Here is a 17443-nt window from a genome sequence, read left to right as displayed (position 1 = left end):
CCAATGCGGGCCTGGCCCGCAACCCAAAATCATATTCTCACGCAAAGGCGCAAAGGTCGCAAAGGAAGACAGGCAGCATTGTCTTTTAAACTCCATGTCCTTCGCGTCTTCGTGGTTCAAAATTTCTTGTTTTTTTCTTACAAGCTTTCAGCAGTAAGTAACTGGGCTTTTTCCGCGACCTTGCGCGGAAAATTAGGCCCCTTCCGGGCAACGGACTGCTATGCCACTTACAATTGCCGTAACGACCAACATGTTTGTTTGAAATTTGTGCTAAACGCCTAAAGGCATTTTGTTAACTGTATCAGTTACAATATTCTTGATTTTTTGTCATTATTTAAATATCCAGGAGTTTATATGAATATTTGCATTCACAGGGGCAGCAACCAGATAGGTGGAAGCTGCGTTGAAATTGAACAGGATGGTCAGCGCATTATTCTGGACATTGGCCTTCCCCTTGACTCAGAATCCAATGACAAGTCCCTGCTTCCAGTGGTGAAAGGGCTTGACGGCAGCGCCCCAGACCTTTTGGGCGTCTTTCTGTCCCATACCCACCTTGACCATACTGGTTTGCTCAAACACATATCCCCTGAAATTAAGGTTGGACTGGGTCCTGCTGCACGGAGAATAATGGAAGCAGCCTTGCCTTTCCTCCCTGACAAATTTCCGCCAATTCCCCAAGGCTGGGAGTATGATTCTTGGAAATCATTCTATGCAGGTCCATTCAAGATTACACCTTATCTGGTGGATCATTCTGCTTATGATGCTTATGCCCTGCTTATTGAGGCAGGTGGCAGAAAGATTTTTTATAGTGGAGATTTCCGGGGACACGGCCGTAAGGCCAAGCTTTTTAATAACATTGTAGCAAAGCCTCCAAGAAATATAGACACCTTACTTATGGAAGGATCAACCCTTGGCAGGATTGATCAGGGACTCAGCTTTCCATCAGAGACTGATATTGAAAGTGAACTGGTTGAAGCGTTTTCAAACACCAAGGGACTGGCCATGGTCCATGCATCAGGGCAGAATGTCGACCGGGTTGTCTCCATTATGCGGGCATCCAAAAGAAGTAATCGTATTTTGCTCATTGATCTTTATACTGCCGTAATCCTTGAAGCCACTCAAAATCAAAACATTCCACAGTCACATTGGCCGGAAATGTCCCTGCTTGTTCCCCATGCCCAGCGCGTGCAAATCCTTAAAAATTCCTGGTTTGACAAACTCAAGCGCCATTCTTCAAATCGGGTTTTCATGGAAAAAGTAAAACAAAGCCCGGACAAATACACTTTGCTCTTCAGGCCCCTGTTTATAAAGGATCTGAACAGGGGAGAATGCCTGGAGGGTGCTTCATATATCTATTCTCAATGGGAAGGCTACTGGGAGCGGGGTGATTATGACTATGTAAAGGACTGGCTGAATACCCATGGCATCAGTAAACAGAGCATCCATACCTCCGGTCACGCTGCTCCTTCAGACCTTAAAGCGTTTGTCCAGGCCCTTAATCCGGGCAGAGTTGTGCCAATTCACAGCTTTATGCCTGAAAAGTATCATGATCTATTTGGGAATGTGGAAATGCATGGTGATGGTGAATGGTGGGAGGTGTGAGGATATTTTTCTTGATGAATAACTGTCTAATAAAATATGGCACAGAGGGCATGTCAATTAAAAATTACTTAAGTGATATGTGAGCATTTTTTTGAAATTATCGAAATATCATGGAGGATAAAAACATGAAGAGACGATTAGGAGCGCTTATTAAAAACAATTTGGCAGGAAGCAGTTTATGGTTGAACAAAATTAAACAGGATTGTGTAAATGGTGAGGTTTTTCTTGCTATACGAGACAATCGCATTGATATGTATCACAAAGGTGGAAAGCTTTTCGGCTACGACAGAAAGGGCTTTAAAACTCACTTGAAATATGCTTCGGTCATTTCCCATAATGGGAGCGATTATTTGACTGAAAAAGAATTATCAGACTACAAACTGGCATCAGATTTCGAAGAGAATTATCAGAGAATTAAAGAGAATTGTTCAAATTATTCAGGTTACGAATCTGAAGGTGTTTCAAGATTATATCATAAACATTCTTATTTATCCAATAGTAAGGTCGTAGTTTTGGATATTGAAATTTCTTTCTCATCAACAGAAGATGATAATACACATGATAGGATAGATCTGCTATTGTTTAATATTGATACCAAATCACTTCAGTTTGTTGAGGCAAAACATTTTTCTAATAAAGAAATATGGTCAAAATCTACTCCTAAGGTGGTAAGACAGATTAATAGATATGAATCACAGTTAGCTAAAAGTAAAATATCAATACTTTCAGAATATGCTAATTATGTTGATGAAATCAATAATATCTTTAATTTATCTCTGCCTAAGCCCGAAACTATTGATGATAAGGTAACTTTATTAATTTTTGGGTTTGATAGGGACCAAAAAAATGGGAGATTAAAAAAACTGGTAATAGATAATTCTGCATACTCAGGAATTAAAATGTATTCTATAGGAAATATAAAGGAAGTTGTGCCAGAAAATATTTGGAAATGCGCACAAGTTCTGTAATTTGTAGATGTTTCCTTTTTCAAGATTTGGGGGACCCAATTATGAGCTTAATCAATTCAGTCAAAAATCAAAACCTAAACCACAAAAGACCATGTTACACTCAGGATAAGTTCTGGGATATTTTTTGTCATACAACCTCATATGAGAGGTCATATTTTAAAAAAGTCCATGGAGGTTGGCTGTTAAGGCATTTGTTTGTGAAAGGGAGGCAATTTACAAGATCTTCCATCATTTTTTTTCCTGATGCTCACAATGTCTGGCATGATTTAGAGTTTGATGTTTGTTGGGAAAATGTAAATACCACAAGTAATCCTAATTACAAGTTGATTCTACAAAGACTGAAGGTTCCTGAGGGTTGGATCGTGAAGGAGTTCCTGACTACAAAGCCTTCATATTCTCCACTTGAAGGGGGTACTGGGCTTGATCTGACCTATATTCCTGATCCCAGCCATGAATGGGAAATCTGAAATCAAAACCCGAATTATCCAAACTGATGCTGTAGTGCAATTCTACCTTCTACAATACTTAAGTAAAGGATCGCTGTAATTATGACCATTGAAAAAGACATGACAAAAATTCTTCACAAAGAAATTGATCAAATCGCAATAAGAGATGACGTTGATTATGATGGCCCTTACTCAGATGCTGTCCACCACAGAATGATCGATACTATTCTTGGCCATGGCAACTTGGAAAAGTTACTGGAGGACTTTCTTGATCAGCCGGTAGATATAGTTTCTGAATATCCCATAGAGCATCGAATTCTACTCGGATCATATACGCCAATGCATAGCCCGGGCATCGTGGCTTTGTATGAGAATAATATACGTAATTTTTTCTGGCGTGCTGTAAATGAAGTCCTTTTGGCTAACAGGAATATATTTGTATCCAAAAATGATCTTAAGCATTCTGCCGAGTTAGTTGTTCTAAAAGTCTGGTGGCATGAGCTGTTTCATTTCAGCTGTGATGTATTCCGGCAGCTCTTCGGCAGCAAGTTTGACTCAATGACTGAAGAGGCCTTGGCTGTTGCTTATTCCCGGCTTAAGATGCTTGAGTTGAGGTCGTCAGGCAAAAGCAAAATTTCAAGAATTCAGCCTCTGTTTTTTTCAGAAATGCTGCAAAGAATATACTCATATACTTCCCCTGGTTACCGGGACTGGCCAAGGTATGGCGATGCAGCCCGGTTTGATGATGGGGTGTCTGACTATGTTCTGCCTCATGGAAATAAATTGAAACTGAGCGGTGTTGACATTTTCAAAATGCTTAAAGATATGCTCACAAGTCTCACTTCTGTTCCAGAAAACGGATATGTGGAAAAACTGGTTTAAGGTCAGCTTTATCCGGCCAATGAGATCTATCATGCGTAGTAGATAACTTTGCTTTGAACAGACTCATTTTTAATCACCAGAGCCATTATTATTCCTCGTTAAAATATTTTTCATATACCAATTTTAATGTGACCAGAAACGTCATACCAACCTGATATTCTGCTTTTTCATTTGCAGTTCAACACCAATCTTATGTAATGAAATCAGTTTAAGGCAAGGGGATTCCTACAATGTGCGGATATTGTATAGAAAAAGTCATGTTCGACCTTTTGGGGCAAGAGGTTATCTCCGGATCCCCAGCCCAGATGGACCAGGATGATGCAATGATTCTTGAGCCTTATGCGCAGGAAACCAATTTCCTGATGCACAGCCTTAAATATGCCCGTAACCTGGAGATGGAGCAGGAGGTTCTATACATTCTGCATTGCCGGGCCTTAGAAGAGATTGCTGTAAGGCCGGATTCAGCAATGAAGAGCAGCTTGCCTCAAATGACCCTGGTCAAGCATTACCATGCCTATCAGAAATTTATCAGTTCAAGATTTAACCCCACAGTAATCAAGAACCGCCTTCCTTGTTCTTCCTTGACCTTTTTGTACAGCCCTGAGTTTGTTTTTGCCCACGACAAGTGGTCAGGTTTTTTATCCCAGGAGAATTTGCTGCAGCAGTGTAGTGAGCTTCTGCATTTTTACCACTCCTGGTGGCTGGTTGGGCAGGATCAGAAGAAAAATGATCTGAACAAAAAAATGGAAGAAACAGGCGTATGTGATCCCATTGAAGACATAAGCGATGAAGAGTGGGACAGGTTTTATGACCTATTCCCAGCTGTATATTTTGCTCTGGTCTATGCAGGCCGGTATGGGCAAGATCTGTCGCTTATAGAAAAAATTGCGCTGACTCATCCTAATGGAGTGCCTCATTTCCCGGGCTTTGATCTCTGGCTTGCAAGAAAAGCATACATGATTGTTCTGCAGAAGAAGGGGGTATCGTTTGTTTTTGAAAATATGAATTTTGAATTCAGACCATCTTTAGCTTATTACGGTTTTTTGAAGTTGGAATGGATGAGAAAAAATAAAGAGGAAATTATAAGCAGAATGACTTTCTGGGCAGAATCTCAGGAAATGCTCACTGAGCATGTTCTGTATGCCCGAGAATTTGCGGAAGAAATGCAGACATTTCCCAAGCTTGTTTCAAAATATCAGTAAGTACGGACAGTACGTTGGCTTTGGGAAATTGAGAGGGGAAACCAAAAAATAAAAACGCGAACAAATTAGAATAATAATTTATGCACTAAAGAAATTTATATTTTCCTTGTGTCATCTATTAAACTTTTTTGGCCAAATGTCTAAGATGTCTGAATAAACAACTTCTAATTAAATATTGGAATCACATTATAACGAGAGAAACATGATTTTTGAAAATGTAAGAAGTGGGGCAAATAATGTTATATAAACTTGAATTAAGTAAGGGGAAGTTTGAAACGGTTTGTAGAATACGTTTACCCCGGTGATATCGTTTTCTTTTCACACAGATGGACAGGTCTTGTCGCTGCCGGCCGAGTTAAGAATGGAAGCATAAAGTCACCGGACGACGCAACTTCGTATCGGGATGTTGAATTCATCATATCAGTTCCAAAGAAAGGACAAGCTATAAGGGCTATGCCGTTTGGGAAGGTCTGTGAAATTACAGGAAAGAGTTTTTTCTGGGCTCGGACAATCAAGGTTCCATATCTCACAAAAGATGAGGCTGAAAATTTAGCAAAAGAGTTGAAAACATACCTTGAAATAAGCACATAACCACATCAACTGGGGAATGACATACGCTAAGCTTCATTGCCAGTCGCTCATGCGGAGCGTCATCGGCCACTGGGGACAGGCACTTTTGCCGACCTCAAACCACAAAACAGCCGGACTACACGGCAGCAAAAGAGTCAGTCCCCTTTCAGTTTCAATAAAGGGTCGCTGTAGTGATACTTGCAAGCTGCTAATCAGATTGTTGAGATAAAGCTCGTAGAAAGTTTAAAAAGCTCTCTATATCCTGCTTGCAGTCTTCAAAACATGTCCCTGCATCTGAAGCAAGATATTTCAGCCTTTCCGGCTTGAGGTTGAAAGTGTAGACGTTTCTGACCAGATGGCGAAAAGCCCGGTACTCGTCTAAGCAATCTCTGGTGCTGCGCCTGATAACCGCAGGACGCAACTCCCTCAAGTCGGCGGACATCTGCTGAAGCAATTCCTGATGCCAATTGGATCCGGAAGGTAAAGCCCCATCAATTGTGCGGGCAATCTCCTCAAAGCATGATTCCATCCCGGTATAAAAGCTGTGTAGATTGAGGGCCACTCCGTCCAGGTAGCCATCATCAGCGGTTTCTTCAGCCTTTTTCATTAAAAGGGAAACCCTCTGCACCACTCGGCCCACATCCTGTATCCTCATTTCCAATCGTCCCGCCAGGGCCTGGTAAGGGCCGATCTCTAACTTCATATCTCCACTCCCGCTTCTATCTGACTGCTGATGGCAACATTGCTCTGAAGTCCTGGCTCCATCTTGATCAGGTCCAGACTGATTTCTTTGTCCAGGGCGGTTACTGCGGCCACCGCCCGGAGGTACTTTTCATCTGCCACTCCCCAGACCGCCATATCCACGTCAGAACGTTCATCAAATACCTCCGGACGTAACAGGGAACCGAACACTACAACACGAGAAGCTGCAAAGTGCTCTCTTAACAGAGATGCAGCCCTGCGAGCCACATCCCAGGCGTGTTCATGCCGGATGCGCCTGCTTTCCTGGACAGCCAGCAGTCTTTTTCTGGCGGATTGCCGGTAAATCTCCATGTCGGAGGAACTGATAATATCCATCAAAACCCCAGTCTAAAAGTTTTGAACAATAATTCTCCAAAAAAAATTAATATGACCACTTTTGTCATACCTGCCTGTTATACTCAGCCCCAAGCAAGGAAGCAATGGATTTTTTCTCAGTGAATAAATGCTGGCTGGGTACTCAGTACCAAAAGTCCTGAGCACTTATGCTTTTTTGCAAATCATATATAACAGCCAGGATCAAAATTATGGATCATCCGTCTAAAGCGTACGCTGCCGGAAAAAGGCTTCAATTCATGCTGAATGTATGTTTGAGCCAAGGCATAAGAAATTATTGTCTCTCGCCCGCTCGAAGATTCGCTTGAGTCGCCGAGGGCGCTGAGAAGAGAAGTCATTTTTTCATTTCTGCGAAGCGCAGTAATGAAAAAGGTCCTCCGCCCCGGGGGGGGAGCCTGCAATCCATATACACCGGCTCGGTGGATATGAACGTTGAAACTCTTACTCCTGCCTTGCTCTGCCTGCCCAGTGAAATAGACGCAGTCTCAGCGTAGCGGATTTCACCGGGGCGGCTCAAGGCCTTCTTAGGCCGGGCGTGAGATATTCTTTTTTTTTCAAGCAAGTACGCACAAACTGGAAGGATCAAAATTATTGTCTAAACGCAAAAGGGAGGTAGAACCATGTCAGGATTTGCACATCTGCATTGTCATACGGAATACAGTCTGTTTGAAGGATGCATAAGGATTGAGGAGCTTTGCTCCAAAGCTGCTGAATATAAAATGCCTGCTGTAAGCATTACTGACAGCGGCAACCTTTTTGGGGCCATGAAATTGTACTCAGCGGCCCGGGAATACGGCATAAAGCCCATCATAGGCTGTGAGATCAACCTGGTTCCCGGCAAAATTACTGACCAGGACGGATTTAATTATCATCTGGTGCTGCTGGCCATGGATCTGCGTGGATACCATAATCTGGTCAAACTGGTCAGTGCCGGCTGGTTGCAGGGCTTTTGCTACAAGCCCAGGGTAGATAAGGATATGCTTCAGAAATATTCAGAGGGCATAATTGCTCTTTCAGCCTGCCTGAAAGGAGAGGTCCAGTATCTGCTTCGCGCAAAAGGTTTTGATCAAGGCCTTGAAGCAGCAATGCAATATGCCCGGATTTATCCGGACAGATTCTATCTTGAGCTTGAGGCAAGCGGACTTGAAGAACAGGCAGAGGTTAATGAGAGACTTATGGAAATGTCCGAAAAGACCGGCTTGCCCCTGGTGGCTGCCAATGACTGCAGGTATCTCACTCCTCAGGATGCTGAAGCCCATGCAGTATTAAAATGCTTCAAAAGTGCTAAATGTCTTGATGAACAAGACCTGGATAACCTGGATACAAAAGAGCTGTATTTCAAGTCGCCAGAAGAAATGGAAAAGGAGTTCTCCCATTGTCCCGCCGCCCTGGAAAATGTCCAGACAATCGTTGAGCAATGCAATCTTGATCTGGGTTTCTCGAAAAGACACCTGCCACATTATACGCCATCTGCTGAAGATACCCTTGATAAGGAAATTATTGCTCTGGCCCGCAACGGCCTTGAAGAAAAGCTGGCCAGTCTGCCTTACGCGGTTGACAGAGAAAAGTATTTCACCCGGCTTGATAAAGAATTGAAAATTATCTGCGAACAAGGCAAGTCTTGGTATTTTCTTGTGGTTTATGACTATGTTGCATGGGCAAAGAGCAGGGGTATCGCTGTTGGGCCTGGCCGGGGTTCAGCTCCGGGCTCCATGACAGCTTATGCCCTTGGGATTACCGGCATTGACCCTATTCTGCATAAACTTCATTTTGAAAGATTTTGTAATACTAAACGAGCAGGTGTTGTGGATATTGATGTGGATTTATGTCAGGAGCGCCGGGAAGAAGTTTTTGATTATGTGTTTGAAAAATACGGTCAGAACAGTGTGGTATACATTTCTGTTTTTATATGCATGAGAGCCAGAGCAGTTTTCAGAGATGTGAGCCTGGTTATAGGAATAAGTCCCGAACAGGCAGAACGGATTATCCAGCTTATTCCCCAGGAACCGCGCATGACCATCAGTAAAGCTATGGAAATGGAACCAGCTTTGCGCAGCATAATGAATGACAATGAAAAGATGCAGAGGTGTTTTGATATCTGCACAAGGCTTGAAGGGTTGATACGTCATATTACCAGCCATGCGGCAAGAATAGTGATATCCAATGAAAATTTACAGGATTATCTGCCTTTATACAGGGGCAGAAACCATGAACTTATTGCTCAATATGACTATAACGACCTGGAAAGGCTGGGCTTCCCAGGGTTTGATTTGCTGGGCCTGAAATATCTGAGCCTGATTAGCCGCACCCTGGATCTGATCAAAGCCAGCCAAAAACAAGCTCCAGACCTGGATAAATTGCCATTAGATGACGCAAAGACCTTTGTCCTTATAGAGCAGGGTCACACAGACGGGGCATTCCAAATGGAAGGCGATGGTGTCCGGCAATGCTTGATTGAGTTAAAGCCTGAACGTATGCAAGACTTGGCAGCTATGTTTGCCCTTTACAGGCCGGGACCTTTGGAGAGCGGAATGATGAGTGACTTTATTAAGCTCAGGCATGGCCGGAGTCCGGCTGAACATTTTCATGCAGAAGTAGATAATATTCTTAAGGAAACCCATGGCATGATAATATATCATGAGCAGGTGATGGAAATTGCTCATAAAATTGCTGGATATTCCCTTGAAGACGCGGAAATTTTTCGAAGAGACCTGAGCATACGAAAGCCGGATGTGCTGATGCAGCAGAAAGAAAAGTTTATCAAAGGGGCTACACAAATAAATCTTTCTCTTGAAACAGCAGAACAGATATTTGGGGCTCTTGAAATGGCAGCTTCATACACCTTTCTCAAAGCTCACAGCATTGCTTACGCCACGATTGCTTACCAGACAGCGTTCCTCAAGGCTCATTTCCCGGAAGAATTCCAGCAGGCTGGGGAGATTGCACTGGGGCAGCAGTGATTATCGCGGACTCCGCCCGCAACCGAGTAAAGACAAGAAGGTTTTGCCCACGGAAGACACTGAACATCACGGAAAGTACACTTTCTGGCTACGTTTTAAAAAATTTCAGTGTCTTTCTGACTATTATGTGGCAGTATGATTTTATCATAAGATGAAAAAACATGCTGGTTCGAAATATCCAGGAAAATCCTGAATAAAATGTACCCCAAAAAATATAGCCATTGCAAAGAGGAGGGTCACCATGATCAACTACATTCGAGGATTGTACAGACTCAGGAAAATCAAGTTTAATATTCGGCAATGCAGGGACATGTATTACCTGCAAGGAGTTTTGACTTCATTTCTCAAGGCCGAAGGTAAAGAATTACGCAGCCTGGATACCGGAAAGGTAGTGTCTCCCCTGCCCCTGGTCAAAAGACGGATTGTCTCAAGGCTGCCTCAGTTCAGCGAAGCTATACACCAGCAGATAATGGCAATCAGAGCAGAGCATGACGCAAAGCTGTCCAAGGAAAGGGTCACAAGGAAAAAGAACCATAAAGAGCCTGCAAGAATAGAATTTGACGAATCAGTTCTTGCAGGAAAATGCGCATCATTAAAATACAACCACGCCCTTATCCTGACCTGTCCTGGTAAAATTCCAGGTATGGATGTGGATGAATAAGGTGGTTGATTGGTTTAAAAATGCGGAAAAGTCTTTGTTCAAGAGGCCCAAGTAAAATGGAAAGAAACTTTACGAGGTGAATATTTGACCAGGTTCAGCATTTGCTGGGGTTCAAGGATGAGCGTAAATTTACTCTGGTTGGCGGGATGGAGGAGGTTATTCCAAGAAGAGACTGAGCTAAAAATACAATGTCCAAAGGTAGTTGTCGGTTTGGCTTTGCTCATAAATCTATTGATTATCTCAAGCTTATGAGTATATAATTATTATTGCCAGAATTATTACACCCACTGGAGGAGTCAATGCGTCTTTTTGTGTGCAAGAGCTGTGATCAGCTTGTATTTTTTGAAAATTTTTCATGTGTTCGTTGTGGAGCGGTTCTGGGTTTTGTTCCTGAAAATATGTACCTTGAGACCCTGGAAGAAGACATTGACGGAACCTGGAGAATGGCAGGAGCAGGGTTAGACAGTTTGTCTTACAGGCACTGCGCCAACCGCTTTGAACAACAGGTCTGCAACTGGATGGTTCCGGCAATGGACCCAAACGAGTTATGCTTAGCATGCCAGCTCAACAGAACCATTCCGGACCTGAGCATTCCCGGCAATATTGAGCTCTGGAGCAGGCTTGAGACTGAGAAACGCAGGCTGGTTTACAGTCTGCTCAGGCTGAGGCTGCCTGTAGTCCCGCAAATGAGTGATCCTGCGGGACTGGCATTTGATTTTCTTGCTGACAGCGAGCCGAGATTCAATGAATCAGGCCGGGTTCTCACTGGTCACTCCGAAGGCTTAATTACTATCAACATTGCTGAGGCCGATCCTGTAACACGTGAAAAGATGAAGGATGACATGTCTGAACCGTACAGAACCATTTTAGGCCATTTTCGGCATGAATCCGGGCACTACTATTGGGACAGGATAGTAAGGGACAACAAGTGGCTTGAGCCTTTCAGGTCACTGATGGGAGACGAGACCCTTGATTATGCTCATGCATTGCAGCGCCATTATGAAAACGGTCCGCCAGCCGACTGGCCCCTGTATTTTGTCAGCGCGTATGCCAGCACCCATCCATGGGAGGACTGGGCAGAGTCATGGGCTCACTTTCTGCACATTGTTGACACCATGGAGACGGCTTATGAGTACGGCCTGAGGGTCAGTCCCAGGGCTGGAAGCGATGATCACCTGAGAGCTGAGGCCGGTTTTGATCCCTACGTACAGACAGATTTTCAATCCCTCATTGAGCACTGGTTTCCATTGACCTATGCCCTGAACTGTCTGAACAGAAGCATGGGCCATGATCATGTCTATCCCTTTGTTCTTTCCAGTCTTGCTATTGAAAAGCTGAGGATGGTGCATATGGTTATCGCATCACAACAGGACTGCTGCAACGCAAAGGCAAGTTGACCTGCCATGCTGTTGACCATTATCGTCCAGCATGAGAGGTTGAAATGCATACATAGTGCTCAGTCCAAATCTCGCGAGCCAGATTCACGACATCAACTATCTGTTCCTGGTTTCGAACTCTCGAAATGTCATTCATAGTCTTTTAGGGGCGAACAATTTGTTACATGCTACAGCACAGATTCCATCGTAGTTTTCGCCCAGGATGAACTCAACGGTATCTCCAATCATTAGTTTTTCAAACTCTATGTTTTTCAATTCCTCTTTATGAAAGAAAAGGTTTATGCTGAACAGCTTGCACTCAATAAAGCCATAGGTATCCTGAAGATTAGAGATTTTTGGCATCAACTGCCCGGATTAGTCTTTAGTGTAACCTTCTGCAAAGAAGTCATGGCTGCCGTTACCATGCTGGCCAAATCTGCAATATTGCCAGGGATAACCAGGGTGTTTGACTCTTTTGCCAGCCTTCCAAATTCACCAACATACTGTTCTGCTACCCGCAGACTTGCTGCATCCTGACCTCCGGGTGCTTTCAGCTGCTCGGCTATAAGGGCGAGACTTTCTGCAGTAGCCCGGGCAACAGCCAGAATTGCTTCAGCCTCTCCCTGTGCTTCATTAATTACTTTTTGTTTCTCACCTTCAGAGCGCAGAATAGCATCCTGACGATCTCCCTCAGCCCGGTTGATTGTAGACTGCCTGTCACCCTCAGAGCGTGCAATTTCCGCCCTCTTCTCACGTTCTGCAGTCATTTGGGCCTCCATAGCCTTTTTAACTGACTCCGGAGGTACAATATCTTTAACCTCATACCTCAGCACTTTTACACCCCAGGCCTGGGCAGCCTGATCAATGGATTCCACAACCTGCATATTGATGGTTTCGCGTTCCTCAAAAGTCTTGTCCAGATCAATACGGCCCACACAGGAACGAAGTGTGGTCTGAGCCAGTTGCGAGGCAGCTACAAGGTAATCGTTGATGCCGTATGCGGATAATTTGCTGTCAACAACCTGGAGATAAATCAATCCGTCAACTTCAACTGTTACATTGTCTTTGGTAATACATGTCTGACTGGGGATATCAAAGACCTCTTCCTTGGTGGAATATCTGTAAGCTACCTTATCCAGAAAGGGAATCAGAATATGAAAACCAGCTCCAAGAGTTCTGCTGTATTTTCCGAGACGCTCGACAATATACTCACTCTTCTGAGGAATGACTACAGCTGACTTTACTATGACCACTACAGCAAAAACAGCTAAAACTAAAATAGCGATAAGAGAAGCTTCCATGATCTTTACTCCTTATATATGATTAACTTTTCGAACAACAAATGATTGTTTGGAATTGCCTGAAAAACTGACTATTTCTGCAGTTTCCCCCTGCTCAATGCTTTCATCTGCAACCGCATCCCAGGCAGTTCCCCGGTATTGAATTCGTCCTGCTTTCCGGGGTGAGATTTTCTGCAACACCTGAACCTGAACCCCGTAAGGGAAATCATCAAAATCATCGTCATTGTTAGAAGAAGATGTTCCTCTAAAGGTCCGAATCATCCATTTCCTCAAGAATAACAGGGAGGTGATTGAGGTTATCAAAAATATCAGTATCTGCTGAGTCAGACCTATATCCAGAACAAGCAGGGCTGCAGCTGTTGACAGGCAGCCTATTGCAAAAAAAAGCAATATAAAACCAGGTAAATATAGTTCTAAAAATGCAATTACAACACTTAGAATAAACCAGATCAGCCAAGCAGGAAATATCATAACAATTAATCCCTTGAGAGTTAAAAGTTATCAGTTAATCGTTATTAGTTGAACAAAAAAAACATTATGATTTCAAATAGTTAGGCTTTGAAAACGTCTGGATATCTAATGCGGGCTGTGCCCAAAACCCAATCTAACCAGAATAGTTAAGTTTGGGCGATAACCTTACTTTTCAGGCTGAAGACTGAAGGCTGAAGAATAAGGATCCTGGGCATCATTGCTCTTTCAAGGTTAAATTAATTTCTTGTTTTTTCTACAGGGTTGAAACGGTAAGTTACTAAAGCTTGTAAAATGACAATAAATTCAAGGGGTTGCACAAGAACTTTTGACTGTCCAGTTACACCTTGAAAAAATACAACGACTCATCACTCTTACCCTCAAAGCATGCTGACTTGTGTTTCACAGTTAATGCGTTCCAACTTTCCTGTGTATTGAATTATTTCAGAAAAATCTGTCCATAAATTTCAAAGTGATATCTTTTAAACGAGCATCCAGATAGTCATAAACCCTGGACTCAATTCCCTCTGGCACGCCATTATAGAATGCCTGCGCAATGCCTCCGGTAATGCACGCAAGAGTATCACTGTCGCCCCCAAGAGACACAGCAGTGCGCAATGCATCCTCACAATCTGCCGAGTCAATAAATGCACGGATAGCTTGAGGGACAGTACCCTGAGATGACACATCAAATGTATAGGATGGACGGATTTCATCTACATGTTTTTTTAGATCATAGCCAAAATGAGCTTCAATATATTCTCTGATATCTTCTTTGCCCTTGCCAAGTCTGGATAGCAATATTGCTGAAGCTGTAGCCTGAGCACCCTTTACTCCTTCTGGATGATTATGAGTGAATTCTGAAAATTCCCGGGCTTTTTCCAGAACAGTGTCCATGTCATCATAAGCAAATCCCACAGGGCTGATGCGCATAGCTGCGCCATTGCCCCAGCTGTTGTATGGACCAGACTCAGGATTACCTGCCCATTTCCTGAAGCTGCCTCCATATCCGGAATTTGGATACCAGGCATAAAACTGTCTCATGTTTTCATCATACGGCTTGCCTGTCAGAATGGAGTCGGCCAGGGCTACCGTTAAAACAGTATCATCTGTAAACTTGTTGTAAGGGGTGAACAGGATAAAATCTTTTGTCTTAATGTTGTCCCATTCGTAAACTGACCCGACTATATCTCCAGCTATGGCTCCGATCATTGATCCTCCAGTGTAAAGAGTTGGTTTGTCATAGCACTACAGCGACACTTTTATTGAAGATGGAAGAGGACTGGCTGTTTTGCTGCCGGATAGTCCGGCTGTTTTGATGTCTGAAGTCTGCAAAAATGCCTGTCCCGGGTGGCCGAGGCTATAATATACACAAAGTGTCGTTGTGCCACTCTTGGTGTGCCTGGAAAGGATAACTGATGGCTTTCTGGTCGCCTCTACCCTTAATGGATCAGGCTGTTTTCTGTAGTTATTTTTAATCGTATTCAGTAAATATAATTATAGCATAATGTACATAATGATTCTCTAAGAATGACCGCAAACTGCCTAAGTAACAAAAGTCATGGTAATGTGTTTATATGGATTACTCAAGATCTTTTATGCAGAGCAAAGTCTCACGCTTCAGTGTCGCAGTAATTGAGTGTTTTTTGTCTTGATAAAATTTAGTTGAGGTTGTGAAAGAGGTTAAGGCCGGATAAACATCTACTCCACACAATATGATACCGCAAAAATTTCATATAGAAGCGTCTCACCCAGGTGAGCCGGGACTGAACGTGAGAGCGACTGTCTTGATAAGTGGAGCCTGCATCCTGCAGGCTATTTAATTCCAGGCGGCTGGAAGCCGACTCCACATTGAAGAGCAGTCCCATATTTGGAAATTGGGACAGTCCCTCTCCGGGCTGTAAGCCTCCGGGCAGGAAGCTGTGCCAGGCACAAAGTTCTGATTTTGGATGGAAGATTTTTCTTGTATAGATGTAGCGCTGCAACCATGTTCTGCAGGAAAGTTATGGGATTTGGTATCTATTCAACATACTGCAGAGACTGCCATGATTGAATAATGACATTCCCAGTTCAACGCTGGAAGGCTAATAAAAAAAGAGTATTCTTGGTTCTGAGTCAAGGCTTAACTTCCTCGTCATTGCCGGGCCCGCGGCCGAATTATCTGAGCCTGATCCAAAATCCGCATAAGGATTTATGACGGAACAACAAGAAATTTACTAGACAATCCATCTTTGAAGGTTACTGATCAATTTCAAAAGTACGCTCTAACCGGATGAATCCAGGAAGGGTTCAAACAATGAATCATAAATAAGGTCCGCTTCAGCAAAGTAAGTGCAGGGAGCTTCAAAGAGCAAGTTGTATATGCTGTTTGACAAGCCTTCCGACTGGCAGAGGATTACGGACGGCAAGAATCTACCGGTTATTCAGACGTCAACTTATCAATGGATTTCCTGAAACTATCTATGTCGCTGCTTTGAATGGCGGAGCGTAGCAGTTGTTTCAGCATCATCCTGCTGGTCATTTTTTTGATTCTTTCCTCAATGTCTGAGGGAATATTTGAACTGAACTTTGTGTCTAATGCGTCAAGGACCATTTCACGTGCTTGGGATAACATGCCTTCACCCTTGCCTATTTCAACGCCTTCAATCTTGCCAATTTCAATACCTTCACCCCTGCCTATTTCAATACCTTCACCCCTGCCTATTTCAATACCTTCAATCCTGCCTTTTTTAATCCCATGTCTTTCAGCACTTGTTACGTATGTCACTTCTTTATCCTCCTCATATTCCACAAGGTTGTCAGTAAATCTCTGGGACAAATCTTCTGGTAAGATCATTAACCAGTCAATCAATCTATATAGCTGCAAAATATCAGCAGCTGAAAATCCTCTTTCATAAAGGGCCATAACAATGGACCATTTCCACGAATAGCGCTCCTCCGGATTGTTTTTGGTGGTTTTTGTCTTCAGGTGAGCAGCAGTTATAATGGCAAATGGGTTGGACTGCTTCAGCAATTCATCGATTCTGTCGTTGTAATCAAGAAGCTTGACCATGGGAAACTGAAAATGAAGTTCGCAGCCCCACTGCTTGAAACTATATGGTCCCGGGCGCCAGGATGGATGGTCATCACCAAGAATAGCCAGAATGGTCACTGGAAGGTAGCTTTTGTCAAAGATCCGATAATTGTAAATGTACATTCGTCTGGAAAAATCAAGGTCTTTGTCACTTTGAACTTCAATGTGAATCAGAACATAAAGAACTTGGGCATCAAATGACCATACTTTGACCAGTTTGTCAGCATGACGCCTGCCGATATCAGCATCCCGGACAAAACTCTGTAACTCTTTGTCCAAAAACTCATAACCTTGCTTCCAGTCAATTTTGGCAGCAATTTCAGGAAAATAAAATTCCATCAGCTCCTTGAAATAGATATCCATACCCTCTTTCCATGGGCCGTCATAATCATCGATGGTTATATAATATGTAGTCATTTGAATATTTTAATCAAAGGTTGAACATAATGCAAGGTTTCACTGTGAGTTGCTTGCGAGCGCTGCTTCCGGGCGGGCCGGGACCGAACCTGCATGTAACTGTCTTTAAAGTGGAGCCTGCATCCTGCAGGCTATTTAATGCCAGGCGGCTGGAAGCCGCCTCCACATTTTGTGATGGAAAAAACAACGAAACAGACTCAGCCTTGGATTTTGCAAAGGATTGTCAATATATCAGTAAGAACCACATGCTCAAGATTCACTTTTATCACAAAAAGTTGGCCGCATGCTTGGCAGTATGATCAATAACCCACAACCATTTCTCCATCCCTGATTATTATATTTCTGCTTCCTGACCACTGATTCCTGACTCTTGTCCCCTGCCCCTGATTCCTGTCTCCTGATCCCTGATCCCTGTCTCCTGA

General features: G+C 43.3%; 16 protein-coding genes. 9 read left to right on the top strand and 7 right to left on the bottom strand.

Annotation, left to right across the window (positions count from 1 at the left end):
- Window positions 1-354 precede the first annotated feature (354 nt).
- The 6 genes from LZ23_RS20875 (at window position 355) to LZ23_RS20850 (ending at window position 5691) form a co-directional block, all read left to right on the top strand.
- On the top strand, window positions 355-1602 hold the full coding sequence (locus LZ23_RS20875) for an MBL fold metallo-hydrolase (protein WP_045217358.1): 1248 nt from the start codon (window positions 355-357) through the stop codon (window positions 1600-1602).
- Window positions 1603-1727: 125 nt separating this feature from the next.
- The gene (locus LZ23_RS20870) at window positions 1728-2570 is read left to right on the top strand and encodes a hypothetical protein (RefSeq protein WP_045217357.1); all 843 of its coding nucleotides are present in this window, start codon (window positions 1728-1730) and stop codon (window positions 2568-2570) included.
- Between the two features lie 197 nt (window positions 2571-2767).
- A complete protein-coding gene (locus LZ23_RS24390; RefSeq protein WP_157493390.1) occupies window positions 2768-3037 on the top strand; it encodes a hypothetical protein in 270 nt (89 codons plus the stop codon).
- Between the two features lie 81 nt (window positions 3038-3118).
- On the top strand, window positions 3119-3898 hold the full coding sequence (locus LZ23_RS20860; protein WP_045217353.1) for a hypothetical protein: 780 nt from the start codon (window positions 3119-3121) through the stop codon (window positions 3896-3898).
- A gap of 230 nt (window positions 3899-4128) precedes the next feature.
- Window positions 4129-5100: a hypothetical protein gene (locus LZ23_RS20855; RefSeq protein ID WP_045217351.1), complete on the top strand. Its 972-nt coding sequence runs from the start codon at window positions 4129-4131 to the stop codon at window positions 5098-5100.
- A 270-nt stretch (window positions 5101-5370) separates the two neighbouring features.
- Entirely contained in the window at window positions 5371-5691 is a 321-nt protein-coding gene (locus tag LZ23_RS20850) for a hypothetical protein (protein ID WP_045217350.1), read from the top strand.
- A gap of 187 nt (window positions 5692-5878) precedes the next feature.
- Here LZ23_RS20850 and LZ23_RS20845 read toward each other — a convergent pair whose 3' ends face one another.
- Entirely contained in the window at window positions 5879-6373 is a 495-nt protein-coding gene (locus tag LZ23_RS20845; protein WP_045217349.1) for a ribonuclease toxin HepT-like protein, read from the bottom strand.
- Complete coding sequence (locus LZ23_RS20840; RefSeq protein ID WP_052507588.1) at window positions 6370-6747, bottom strand: hypothetical protein; 378 nt, start codon at window positions 6745-6747, stop codon at window positions 6370-6372. The genes LZ23_RS20845 and LZ23_RS20840 overlap by 4 nt, the downstream gene beginning before the upstream one ends.
- A gap of 638 nt (window positions 6748-7385) precedes the next feature.
- On the opposite strand from LZ23_RS20840, the gene LZ23_RS20835 reads away from it, so the two are divergent.
- The 3 genes from LZ23_RS20835 to LZ23_RS20825 all read left to right on the top strand — a co-directional run bounded on the left by LZ23_RS20835 (window position 7386) and on the right by LZ23_RS20825 (window position 11783).
- Window positions 7386-9725 (top strand): DNA polymerase III subunit alpha, encoded by a 2340-nt coding sequence (locus tag LZ23_RS20835; RefSeq protein ID WP_052507587.1) that lies wholly within the window; start codon window positions 7386-7388, stop codon window positions 9723-9725.
- A gap of 241 nt (window positions 9726-9966) precedes the next feature.
- Window positions 9967-10386, top strand: coding sequence for a hypothetical protein (locus LZ23_RS20830; RefSeq protein ID WP_045217348.1), 420 nt, complete (start codon window positions 9967-9969; stop codon window positions 10384-10386).
- Window positions 10387-10685: 299 nt separating this feature from the next.
- The gene (locus tag LZ23_RS20825) at window positions 10686-11783 is read left to right on the top strand and encodes a zinc-binding metallopeptidase family protein (RefSeq protein WP_045217347.1); all 1098 of its coding nucleotides are present in this window, start codon (window positions 10686-10688) and stop codon (window positions 11781-11783) included.
- A 132-nt stretch (window positions 11784-11915) separates the two neighbouring features.
- Here the strand turns inward: LZ23_RS20825 and LZ23_RS20820 are convergent, their stop codons facing one another.
- The 5 genes from LZ23_RS20820 to LZ23_RS20795 all read right to left on the bottom strand — a co-directional run bounded on the left by LZ23_RS20820 (window position 11916) and on the right by LZ23_RS20795 (window position 17021).
- On the bottom strand, window positions 11916-12125 hold the full coding sequence (locus LZ23_RS20820) for a cold shock domain-containing protein (RefSeq protein WP_045217346.1): 210 nt from the start codon (window positions 12123-12125) through the stop codon (window positions 11916-11918).
- A complete protein-coding gene (locus LZ23_RS20815) occupies window positions 12125-13063 on the bottom strand; it encodes an SPFH domain-containing protein (RefSeq protein WP_045217344.1) in 939 nt (312 codons plus the stop codon). Before LZ23_RS20815 ends, LZ23_RS20820 begins: the two co-directional genes overlap by 1 nt.
- Window positions 13064-13075: 12 nt before the next feature.
- The gene (locus LZ23_RS20810) at window positions 13076-13534 is read right to left on the bottom strand and encodes an NfeD family protein (protein ID WP_045217343.1); all 459 of its coding nucleotides are present in this window, start codon (window positions 13532-13534) and stop codon (window positions 13076-13078) included.
- A gap of 441 nt (window positions 13535-13975) precedes the next feature.
- Window positions 13976-14743 (bottom strand): ADP-ribosylglycohydrolase family protein, encoded by a 768-nt coding sequence (locus LZ23_RS20805; protein WP_045217342.1) that lies wholly within the window; start codon window positions 14741-14743, stop codon window positions 13976-13978.
- 1207 nt (window positions 14744-15950) lie between these two features.
- Window positions 15951-17021, bottom strand: a complete 1071-nt coding sequence (locus tag LZ23_RS20795; protein ID WP_045217340.1) for an RpnC/YadD family protein — start codon at window positions 17019-17021, stop codon at window positions 15951-15953.
- Between the last annotated feature and the right edge of the window lie 422 nt (window positions 17022-17443).

It is taken from the genome of Desulfonatronovibrio magnus, assembly GCF_000934755.1.
Lineage (GTDB): Bacteria > Desulfobacterota > Desulfovibrionia > Desulfovibrionales > Desulfonatronovibrionaceae > Desulfonatronovibrio > Desulfonatronovibrio magnus.
This window is presented reverse-complemented; position numbering and strand designations above follow the sequence as displayed.